Raw genomic sequence first — 10740 nt, 5'->3', positions numbered from 1 at the left:
AAGGAGGCCACGCCAATGAGTCATGATCTACACGAATCACTGCGCGATAACGTGCGTATTCTGGGGGACAGTCTTGGGCGTACCATCGCCGATGACTTAGGCCAGTCGTTTGTCGATAAGATTGAAACCATTCGTGCCCACGCCAAGCGCGGTCGCCAGGGCGACTCGCTTCAACAGCGCCAGCTCATCGAGTATTTGCGTCAGCTACCCGAGCGGGACCTGCTCCCGGTGACCCGCGCATTCAACCAGTTCTTGAATTTGGCCAATATCGCCGAGCAGCACTACCGGGCACGGTTCCGTCGGGTGGAGGATTACAAACCCGGTTCGCAGCCCGCGCTAGGGGAGCTCTTGGGGCGCGCTCAGCAGGCCGGTAACTCGCCCCGCAAGCTGGTGGAAACCCTGGCTAATATGCGTGTCGAGCTCGTACTGACCGCGCACCCCACCGAGGTCATCCGTCGTACGCTGATCCAAAAATACGATGCGATCGATGAGTGCTTGACTGCGATCGAAAGCTCCGAGGATTACCCCGAGCGCGGTGCCCGCGCCCAAGGCCGCTTGGAAGAGCTGATCAGCCAGGCGTGGCATACCGACGAGATTCGCCACGAACGCCCCACGCCGGTAGACGAAGCGAAGTGGGGCTTTGCCGTCATCGAGAACTCACTGTGGCAGGCCGTACCGGATTTTCATCGCGACCTGGATAACCTGCTGCTGGACACCGCAGGCGAACGCCTGCCGCTGGATGCCGCGCCGATCCGCTACGCTTCCTGGATGGGCGGCGACCGTGACGGCAATCCGAATGTCACCGCCAAAGTGACCCAGGAAGTGCTGCTGCTAGGCCGCTGGATGGCGGCGGACCTCTACTTGCGTGATTTGGAACAGCTCAAGACCGAGCTCTCCATGTGGAAAGCCAACAGCGCCCTCAAAGCCGAAGTGGGCGACGTGGCGGAGCCTTACCGCGAGCTTTTGAAACGGCTGCTCACCAAAATGGAGGCCACCCGCGACTGGGCGAAAGCGCAGCTCGATGGCCGTAACTATGACGGCGGGCCGATCATCGAGACCCGCGACCAGATTTATGCGCCGCTGCTGGCCTGCTATCGCTCGCTCTGCGACGTGGGGCTGGATACCATCGCCAACGGCGCGCTGTTGGATACACTGCGCCGCGTGGCCGTGTTCGGTGTAACGCTGACCAAGCTTGACCTTCGTCAGGAAGCCAGCCGCCACGCCCAAGTGATGGAAGAACTCACCAGTTCCCTGGGGCTAGGTCATTATCAGGAGTGGAGCGAAACCCAGCGCCAGGAGTTTTTACTAGCGGAGCTTGACTCCCGTCGTCCGCTGATCCCGCGTCGCTGGGAGTGTTCGGCGGAGTCCCGTGAGGTCATTGACACCTTCAAGGTGATCGCCCAGGAGCATGCAGAAGCGCTCGGCACCTACATTATCTCGATGGCCGCCGAACCATCCGATGTGCTCACCGTGGCGCTGCTGATGAAGGAAGTAGGGGGACAAGTCTCGTTGCCCATTGCACCGCTGTTCGAAACCTTGAACGACCTGGACCACGCGGGCGATGTGATCGACAAACTACTGGCATTGCCGGGCTATCGCGCGTTGGCTAAAGACCGCCAAGAGGTGATGATCGGCTACTCGGACTCCGCCAAAGATGCGGGGCAATTGGCCGCTGCCTGGGCGCAATACCGTGCCCAGGAAGCGCTGGTCAACGTGTGCGACAAGCACGGTGTTGATCTGACGCTGTTCCACGGCCGCGGCGGCACCGTGGGCCGCGGGGGCGGCCCGGCCCATGCGGCGATTCTCTCCCAGCCGCCGGGCTCCGTGAACGGCAGCCTGCGCGTGACCGAGCAGGGCGAGATGATTCGCTTTAAGTTCGGCCAGCCGGATATCGCCCTGCGCTCCATGGAAATTTATGCCTGTGCAGTGCTGGAAGCCACTCTGCTGCCACCTCCGGCACCCGAGCCGCACTGGCGCGAAGAGATGGATCAGCTGGCCAGTGTTGCTCATGCTGCTTACGTTGGCGTGGTTCGCGAAGATCCTGATTTCGTGCCCTATTTCCGTGCGGTGACGCCGGAGGGTGCGCTGGGCAGGCTGCCGCTTGGTTCGCGACCTACCAAGCGTCGCCAGGACGGCGGGGTGGAAACGCTGCGTGCCATCCCATGGATTTTCGCCTGGACACAGATCCGCCTAATGTTACCCGCTTGGTTGGGCAGCGGTGAGGCTTTTTCCCGACGCGTGGAGCAGCCCGGCGGCCGCGAAGTGTTGCAAGAAATGCGCACCCAATGGCCGTTCTTCGGCACTTATCTCGACATGTTGGAAATGCTGCTGGCCAAGGCTGATGTCGCCATTGCCGCTTACTACGAGCACCGCTTGGTGGACGAGCCCTCGCTGAAAGCGCTGGGCAAGAAACTCCGCGAACGCTTCGAACGTCTGGAAGATGTCGTGCTGGATATTCTGCAGCAGGAAAAACTGTTGGAGAACACGCCGCTGATCCGTCAAGCGATCGATGTACGCAACCCCTACATCGACCCGCTGCATGGCCTCCAAGCGGAGCTTTTGCAGCGTAACCGCGATGCCGATGGGGCGATTAGCCCAGATCTCTCCCGCGCACTGATGGTCACCATGGCTGGCATTGCGGCTGGCCTGCGTAACACGGGCTAAGCTAATAGCTGCCTACCTGCGCCGCTACCGCTAGGTGGCGGCGCTTTTCTTTACGTTCAGCGTTGGAGACAGGGACATGACTGTAGACGCTCAGGCTGTATTGGCCTTCTGGTTTCAGGAACTGACGCCCGCACAGTGGTTTAAAAAAGACGACAACATGGATCGCCAGATAGCCGAACGATTCAGCGACGTGCTGGCGCGGGCGGCTGCATGCGAGTGTTTCGAGTGGCGTCGCACGGCTCAGGGTCGGCTAGCGGAGATCATCGTGCTGGATCAGTTCTCACGCAACATTTACCGCAACGAGGCGCGAGCCTTTGCCAACGACGCGCTTGCGCTTGGGCTTGCCCAGGAAGCAGTGGCCAATGGGGCTGACCAGACACTCTCGGCGGTGGAGCGCAGTTTTCTCTATATGCCCTATATGCACAGCGAGTCGGCGGCGATTCACACGGTGGCTCTGCAGTTGTTCGATCAGGCGGGGCTTGAAAACAACCTGGATTTCGAAAAACGTCACAAGGCCATCATTGACCGCTTTGGGCGCTACCCGCATCGCAATGCACTGTTGGGTAGACCCTCTACCCCAGAAGAGATCGAATTTCTCCAGCAGCCCGGCTCCTCTTTTTAACGTTTATTTAAGCTACATGGCGTTTTATGTCGTTACGAACATCGATCCGTATCAATAAATACATCAGCGAAAGTGGCCTCTGCTCCCGCCGCGAAGCCGACCGCTTTGTCGAGCAGGGCAATGTGTGGATCAACGGACGCCGCGCCACCACCGGTGATCAAGTGGTCCCAGGAGACCGGGTAAAGGTCAATGGCCAGGAGATCGAGCCGCAAGAGGAAGAGGACCTCGTTCTCATCGCCTTGAACAAACCGGTGGGTATCGTGAGCACCACGGAGTCGGCAGAAAAGGACAACATCGTTGATTTCGTGAAGCACGGCACACGCATTTTTCCGATCGGCCGCTTGGATAAAGATTCTCAAGGGCTGATTTTTCTCACCAACAACGGCGACTTGGTCAATAAGATCCTGCGCGCTAACAACAACCACGAAAAAGAGTACGTGGTAACGGTGAATAAGCCGATCACCGATGAGTTCATTACGGGTATGCAGGGCGGCGTACCGATTCTGGGGCAGATGACCAAAAAGTGTCGAGTGGTCAAAGAGTCCACGTTCGTTTTCAATATCACGCTAGTGCAGGGCCTCAACCGACAAATTCGCCGAATGTGCGAATACTTTGGCTATGAGGTGACGCAGTTGGTACGCACCCGCATCATGAACGTGTCGCTGAAAGGGCTGGCGCTGGGGGATTGGCGTGATTTGACGCCTAAAGAGATCGAGACGATCCTCGCCCTCACCGAAACCTCAGCCGTCGCGCCGGAGAAGAAAGCGTCCGAGAAGAAAAAGCCAGCCAGGCCCAACTACAGCGGCGGTAGGAGTAGCACGAAGGAGAAAAAGCCGGTGTCCAAGCGCGCTTCCTCCGGTGCCAAGGCGGGTAACAAAACACGTAAAGACGCCAAGGCCAAAGGGGCCGTGCCCGGTAAACCGAGTGCCAAAGGAAAACCCGCTGGCAAACCAGCTGCGAAAGGTAAGGGTAGGCCCGGCGGTAATCCGGTGGCGAAGGGGGTGGGTAAGGGCTCAGTGAAGGGTGGTCGCCCAAGCGGTAAGCCTGCCGGTGGCAAGCCACCCCGCGCACGGGGAAAGCGTTAATCGCCCCGCGTTGGCTTGCTAAAAGCTAAAGTTGTCCGCGCGGCTTGCGGGCGTTTGCATAGAGCCACTACGTTGAAGAGTGCCCGGATCAGGAATACGAAGAGGACGCTAGGATGGCAGACGATACTTTGAAAGACGCAAAAATAGTCGATCACCACGGCTTGTTAGTTGGGCAGGTGGTCAACATTAGTGAGCGCCAAAATGCCGAGATACGTACACCCTACGGACGCCACTTTTGGGTGAAACCAGAGTCGTTGGCCAAGAGCCAGGGGCAGTGGTGCTTATTGAAGGATTTCAAGGCATATACGGCGGATAACACGGAAACGGTGTGGTCGGAGAGCGACCTGGACGCCGCCGCCGATGACACCTTTCCCGCCAGCGACCCGCCCTCCTTCACGCTGGGCGATGAGGGCAAAGGCCGCTAAAGGGCAGGCACCTGCAGATACAAGGCGGAATTCGTCAGTAGTGGTCAGAAAATAGAAAGTTGGCAATTAACTCTTTGCCGCCTTCGGTGGCAAACGACTCTGGGTGAAACTGAATGCCGTGAATGGGGTAGTCGCGGTGCTTCACGCCCATCAGCTCGAATTCACCCGCCGACTGCCAATGGCTTCGCTCGGCAAACTGCGCGGCGGTCAGCTCACCCACCGTGGCAGTGACTTCCAGGCACTCCGGCAGCGTTGCCGCATCGGCAATCAGCGAGTGGTAACGCATCACCTCGAGCTGGTCAGGCACGCCTTTGAACACCGAGCGATTATTGTGATGGATGGGGCTGATTTTGCCGTGCATCGGCAGCGGTGCTTTGATTACTTTGCCGCCAAACACATGAACGATGCCCTGCATGCCCAAACAGACGCCCAGTAGTGGCGTCGTTTTGCCCAGCTTTTCGATGACTTCGGCGCATACGCCAAAATAGCGAGGGTCATCCGGTGAGCCGGGGCCAGGCGAGATAATGATGCGATCCGGCGCCATGGCTTCAATCGCTTTAAAATCAATCTGGTTATTGCGCTTCACCACGATCTCGAAGTGAGGCAGCTCGCCGCGATTCTTTTCAGTCGTCAGAATCTCACCAATGAACTGGTAGAGGTTATAGGTGAAGGAGTCGTAGTTATCGATGATCAGCACCTTCATGCGGGGCTCTCCGTTTCCGTATCCATAAAGGGGGCCAAGGCCTTGCGGGTGCCGGCAAATTTGCGACGAATCTCCTCGTATTCATCGTCGGCGTTGCTGTCATACACGTTGCCGCCGCAGGTTTGCACGTAGGCGTGCTCGCCGTTGACGAACACCGTGCGAATGGGGATCGCAAAGGTGCAGTCGCCGTTGAAGGAGAACTGGCCCACCGCGCCGCCGTAGGGGCCGCGCCCGTCGGTTTCCAGGTCGTCGATGATTTTCATCGCCTCGATTTTTGGCGCACCGGTGAGCGTGCCTGCCGGGAAGTTGCTGGCCAGCGCGGTAAACATATCTTCGCTCTCGGCAATGATGCCGACGATCTCGCTCGAAATGTGCTGTACGTGGCTGAAGCGCTTGATATCCATCAGGCTGCGCACTTTGACCGTACCAAACTGCGCCACTCGGCCAATATCGTTGCGGTGCAGGTCCACGATCATATTGTGCTCGGCGATCTCTTTGGGGTCGTTGAGCAGCGCGCGGGCAAGCTGGGTATCCTCCTGGGGCGTTTGGCCACGCAGGGTGGTGCCCGCCAGCGGGAACGTCTCCATCTCGCCCTGGCGCAGGCGGAACAGCAGTTCGGGGCTCGCGCCAATCAGCTTCTGCTCGCCAAACTTCACGTAATACATCTGCGGTGAGGGGTTGATGGTGCGTAACTGGTCATACAGTGCTAGCGTATCGCCCTGAATCCGAAAGCGTTTCTTGAAGCCCACTTCGCACTGGAAAACCTTGCCGTCGATGATGTCCTGCTTCACCTTGGCCACGGCCTTGGCGTGCTCGGCCTTGCTCATGGTGTCGCCCAGCGCGGTAATGCGCAGCGGGCCTGCTGGCTCGTCGTCGGCGTCGATCAGCGTCTGCAGAAACGCGTAACGGCTATTGTCGTAGTAGAAGTAAGTGACTTCTCCGGTCATCTTGTCGAGAATCAGGCCGTCTTTGTACAGCCCAAAGCGGAACGTATCGAAGTCGTCGCTGGCTTTTAGCGTCAGCGACGGCTCGAAGTACTGCATGGCGTCGTAGCCTAGGTAGCCGCTCAACCCTCCCGCGTATTTACGAGAAATGATGTTTTGCGGAATGAGACTGCGCAGTAGTTCGTAGGGGTTGTCGCTGGGGTAGTGGTTGGCATCGCCGTCGCGGCTTTCGATGGTCAGTGTGTTGCCATTGGCATAGAGCGTGTACTCGGGGTCGAAGCCAATGATCGAGTGGCGCGCCATGTGGCTATCTTCGCCCAGCGACTCCAGCATGTAGCAGGTATCGAAGCGCCGCTCGATTTTCTGAAACAGGGCAAAGAAGTCGCAGTCTGCCGCCAGCGTGACGTAGTGGGGTTTACGTGGCAGTGTGAACGGCTGTGGGCCTGCCGCAGCGCCCGTATCGGTGGTGCTCATAGGTGTTCATTCCGTGAAGAGGCTAACATCGTCAGCGCGCGTGATCCGCGTGACACGGTCGCAATACCCACGCCCAGGGTTTCAGCGATTTTGCGATGGGGCACGCCTTCCCGCAGCAGCTTAAAAATCTGTAGGCGTTTGCTGATTTCTTGGTACTCTGCTGGCGTTAGCAGGCTGGCTAGCGCTTCGTCCATGGCGTCGGGCGTGTCGATCGCAAGCAGGTGGCGCACCAAGTCAGCTTGAAACGTATCGTGTAAGGACATCATGACACCGAGTGGTTACTCATGTACTAGCGTACTAGTACGTTAACCGATTGCTCAGGGAAGTCAAGTCGCAGCAACGTTAAGGAATCGTCATGACCGGCTATTTTATTCAAGCATTCATCTATTTAGTGGCGGCGGTGATTGCCGTGCCGCTGGCCAAGCGGTTCGGGCTCGGCTCGGTGTTGGGCTATTTGGTGGCTGGGGTGGTGATTGGCCCGGTGCTCGGGCTGGTCGGCCAGGAGACCACTACCATTCAGCACTTTGCCGAATTCGGCGTGGTCATGATGCTGTTTTTAGTCGGTATGGAGCTAGATCCAAAAGGCTTATGGGCCATGCGGGTGCGCCTTCTAGGCCTGGGCGGTTTGCAGGTGGTGCTGACCGCAGCGGCAGGCGCTGCGATTGCCTGGTGGCTTGGGCTCGTTTGGCAAACCGCGTTAGCCGTGGGGCTGATTTTTGCGCTTTCCTCCACCGCCATCGTGCTGCAAACCCTGAGTGAGAAGGGCCTTTCCAAAACCGAGGGCGGCCGCAGCGCCTTTTCGGTGCTGCTGTTCCAGGACATTGCCGTCATTCCCATGCTGGCGCTCATCCCCTTGCTGGCGCTGCCCGAATTGATGGGCGCCCCCGGCGACGACCACGGACATGCGGGACTAAGCCTAGTGGCGCATTTGCCCGCCTGGGCGCATGCTCTCGTAGTCGTCGCCGCCATTGGCGGTGTGATTGTCGGCGGTTACTACTTGGGGCCGCTGCTGTTTCGCTACGTGATTGGGTCCGGACTGCGGGAAGTGTTTACCGCCTCGGCGTTGATGCTGGTGATTGGTATTGCTGCCTTAATGAGCCTGGTAAACCTATCGCCTGCTTTGGGGGCGTTTCTGGCCGGTATCGTTCTGGCCAATAGCGAGTTCAAGCACGAAATTGAAGCCAACATCGAGCCGTTCAAAGGGCTGCTGCTGGGGCTTTTCTTCATTACCGTGGGCGCAGGGATTAACTTTGACGTGCTGGCGGCGGAGTGGATCACGGTGCTGGGGCTTGGGTTAGCGGTCATCGTCGTGAAAGCGGCCATACTGCTGGCGCTGGCGCTGCTGTTCAAAGTACGCGGCAGCAACGGCTGGCTGTTCACGTTGAGTCTTGCTCAGGCGGGGGAATTCGGCTTCGTGCTGCTGACCTACAGCGTGCAGAACAGCGTGATTCCGGTAGCGCTCTCTCAGGTGCTCTCGCTGGTGGTGGCGCTGTCGATGTTCTTAACGCCGCTGCTGTTTATCGCCTATGACCGCTTGGTGCTGCCGCGCTATCAAACCGCCAAAAATGACCCCCGGGAGGCCGACACCATCGAAGAGCAGGCGCCGGTCATCGTGGCGGGCGTGGGGCGCTTTGGGCAGATCATCTGCCGTCTGCTGCGGGCCAATAACATTCCCATCGTGGCGCTGGATCATGAAATCGAGCAGATCGAGAACCTGCGCAATATCCGTATCAAGAGCTACTTTGGCGATGCAAGCCGCTCGGATCTGCTGGAAACCGCCGGTATCGAGCACGCGCGCTTGCTGGTGGTTGCCATCGACGACCGTGAGCGTGCAGTGGGTATCGTCAAGCACGTCAAACAGTTCTACCCCAATGTATGGGTGCTGGCCCGCGCCTTCGACCGGGGCCACGGCTACCAGCTACGCGAGGCCGGAGCCGACGACGTGATCAGCGAAACCTACCACTCGGCGCTGGAGCTCGGCGGTCATGCGCTTACTGCCATGGGTGTTCACCCCATGCGCGCCAAACAGATGACCTGGGCATTCGTGCAAAACGAAGATGCCCATGCCGACGAACTGTTCGAAGCCTGGAAAGAGATCGACGAAGGCATCAGCTTCAGCCCGCGCTATGGCGAACTCTTCATGAAGCTGGAAGAGGCGCTGAACTCAGCGATGCATCAGGAGTGGCAGCCGCCGCAACAGGAGGAAGTGCCGGTTTGGACGGCCCCCGCTCAGAACCGCGAGCAGTCAGGGGCTCCGGCGAGAAATGCCTAGGCAGGGTAATGTCGTTTAAAACGGTAGATGCAGCGATGCGCTAAGCATATTGAGGTGGCTGAGCGAGGGTGCATCGATACGCTCGTACTCCAAACGGCTGATGAGACGGTTAACGGTCATGGTGGCACCAAAACCTTGCAGTAGGGCAGTGCCGCCCTCTTCCTCGATGGGCTGGTCGGTGTCGCCGCGCCACTCGGTGAGGCCCGATTTGGCGTAAATGCTGAAAGCACCCATACGAATGCCGGCGACGATGGCGCCACCCAGGCTTAACGTATCCATGATGACCGGATTGGCACTGGAGGCGAGAGGGACTTCATCGCTTTCGCGATAGGCGATTTCAGCGCCAATGTCTAGCTGGGGAAGCTGCCAGGGGCTGAAGCCAGCGGTGAGCCGAAAACCAGAGGTGTAGCTGTCCAAGCTGCTGAGATCGCTGCCTTCCAACACCACGCCGTTATCGAGGCGCATCCATTCGCTATTGGGGGCTGCATAGGAGAGAGCAGGAGCGTCATCATCGGCCAAGGTGGCTTCTAGGGGTAGGAGCATGCCGAACAGACTCAAGAGCAGGGTGCTTGCCAAGCGGTTCATTGGCGTTCCTCTTGTCCTTTCTCGTTGACGTTATCCCTAACAGCCTAGCAACGGGCGCTGATTTCCACCACGTTAATTGCGCCGTTGGCCAAATTTTCTAGCAAATTTTTTCCCATCTGCACAAACCTCTCACCGAACACCCACTGCGGCGAAAGCACAGCGGCATGCTCTGCCTGCTCTTTTTGCCGCTGGCGCTGGCGCCATTCAAGTGCCGTGTCGCTCCAGTCTTCGCAGTGTCGAATATCGAAGCCCGCCGTTTGCAGTCGCTGTGTCAATGCCGCCAACGTCAGCAAATGCGAGTGTGTCGGCTCTTCTGCCCAGGGCACCGGAAAACGCAGTGCCTCGCAGTGAGGGCCGCTGACCACCTCATGCATCACCAGCTGCCCGCCGGGGCGCAGCACGCGGCGACACTCGGCCAGCACGCGGTGGGGGGCAGGCATGTTCATCAGACTGTGTTGAAACAGCACCGCATCGAAGCAGGCATCCCTAAACGGCAGCGCGCGGGCATCGCCCGTCACACAGCGCAGCGTGCCTGCTGATGAAAGGGGAGCGGACGGTTTGGCGGCTAATTGGCTGATAGCGTCGTTAAGGGCGCTGAAGCGGTGGGTAATATCCAGTCCAGTGATATGTAAGCCCAGCGCGGCACCTTGGCGCATTAACCCTCCCAGCCCGGCACCCATATCCAACACCTGTGAGGCGCTATGATCGAGAAGGCCCAATAGCCGGGCAGACGCCGCGATACCACTAACATGCAGCTGATCCAGCGGGGCGAGCTGGTGCAGGGTGGGGCCATCGGGGTAGTGGGCGCGCAGTTGGGTGAGAATATCCTGGTCGCGCAGCCCTTGGTGATAATGGTCAGCTAGGGAATTGGGCATGGGACGTCTCGAGTTGGGTCGACGACTGATGAGCAGAGTTGCCTAAACGGGGCTTTCGTCATCTCTGTCGAAAGCCCCGCGCTCAGGGTAG

10 protein-coding genes are annotated in these 10740 nt (G+C 58.9%); 5 read left to right on the top strand and 5 right to left on the bottom strand.

Annotated features, from left to right (window positions below):
- Positions 1–15: 15 nt before the first annotated feature.
- The 4 genes from ppc to MHM85_RS01475 all read left to right on the top strand — a co-directional run bounded on the left by ppc (position 16) and on the right by MHM85_RS01475 (position 4796).
- Complete coding sequence (gene ppc / locus MHM85_RS01490) at positions 16–2664, top strand: phosphoenolpyruvate carboxylase (protein ID WP_153843681.1); 2649 nt, start codon at positions 16–18, stop codon at positions 2662–2664.
- A gap of 76 nt (positions 2665–2740) precedes the next feature.
- The gene (locus MHM85_RS01485; RefSeq protein ID WP_139527295.1) at positions 2741–3286 is read left to right on the top strand and encodes a DUF924 family protein; all 546 of its coding nucleotides are present in this window, start codon (positions 2741–2743) and stop codon (positions 3284–3286) included.
- Between the two features lie 26 nt (positions 3287–3312).
- Positions 3313–4371, top strand: a complete 1059-nt coding sequence (rluF, locus tag MHM85_RS01480; RefSeq protein WP_153843682.1) for a 23S rRNA pseudouridine(2604) synthase RluF — start codon at positions 3313–3315, stop codon at positions 4369–4371.
- A 113-nt stretch (positions 4372–4484) separates the two neighbouring features.
- Positions 4485–4796, top strand: a complete 312-nt coding sequence (locus MHM85_RS01475) for a hypothetical protein (protein WP_139527297.1) — start codon at positions 4485–4487, stop codon at positions 4794–4796.
- Positions 4797–4830: 34 nt separating this feature from the next.
- Here the strand turns inward: MHM85_RS01475 and MHM85_RS01470 are convergent, their stop codons facing one another.
- The 3 genes from MHM85_RS01470 to MHM85_RS01460 are packed head-to-tail and all read right to left on the bottom strand — an operon-like array spanning position 4831 to position 7180.
- On the bottom strand, positions 4831–5499 hold the full coding sequence (locus tag MHM85_RS01470) for an aminodeoxychorismate/anthranilate synthase component II (protein WP_153843683.1): 669 nt from the start codon (positions 5497–5499) through the stop codon (positions 4831–4833).
- Complete coding sequence (locus tag MHM85_RS01465) at positions 5496–6917, bottom strand: anthranilate synthase component I family protein (protein WP_219861060.1); 1422 nt, start codon at positions 6915–6917, stop codon at positions 5496–5498. Before MHM85_RS01465 ends, MHM85_RS01470 begins: the two co-directional genes overlap by 4 nt.
- The gene (locus MHM85_RS01460) at positions 6914–7180 is read right to left on the bottom strand and encodes a Trp family transcriptional regulator (RefSeq protein WP_139527300.1); all 267 of its coding nucleotides are present in this window, start codon (positions 7178–7180) and stop codon (positions 6914–6916) included. The genes MHM85_RS01465 and MHM85_RS01460 overlap by 4 nt, the downstream gene beginning before the upstream one ends.
- Positions 7181–7272: 92 nt before the next feature.
- Between MHM85_RS01460 and MHM85_RS01455 the strand changes: the two genes are divergently transcribed.
- Positions 7273–9189 carry a monovalent cation:proton antiporter-2 (CPA2) family protein gene (locus tag MHM85_RS01455; RefSeq protein ID WP_139527301.1) on the top strand — a complete coding sequence of 639 codons (1917 nt, stop codon included), beginning with the start codon at positions 7273–7275 and terminating at the stop codon, positions 9187–9189.
- Between the two features lie 15 nt (positions 9190–9204).
- On the opposite strand, the gene MHM85_RS01450 is transcribed toward MHM85_RS01455, so the two are convergent.
- Together MHM85_RS01450 and MHM85_RS01445 are read right to left on the bottom strand one after the other, a co-directional pair.
- On the bottom strand, positions 9205–9774 hold the full coding sequence (locus MHM85_RS01450) for a hypothetical protein (RefSeq protein ID WP_139527302.1): 570 nt from the start codon (positions 9772–9774) through the stop codon (positions 9205–9207).
- A 44-nt stretch (positions 9775–9818) separates the two neighbouring features.
- Complete coding sequence (locus tag MHM85_RS01445) at positions 9819–10649, bottom strand: class I SAM-dependent methyltransferase (RefSeq protein WP_239283795.1); 831 nt, start codon at positions 10647–10649, stop codon at positions 9819–9821.
- Between the last annotated feature and the right edge of the window lie 91 nt (positions 10650–10740).

This window comes from Halomonas sp. McD50-4, from assembly GCF_022348135.1.
Taxonomy (GTDB): domain Bacteria; phylum Pseudomonadota; class Gammaproteobacteria; order Pseudomonadales; family Halomonadaceae; genus Vreelandella; species Vreelandella piezotolerans.
Note: the sequence above shows the minus strand (reverse complement) of the source record. Positions and strands in the feature narration are given on the sequence as shown.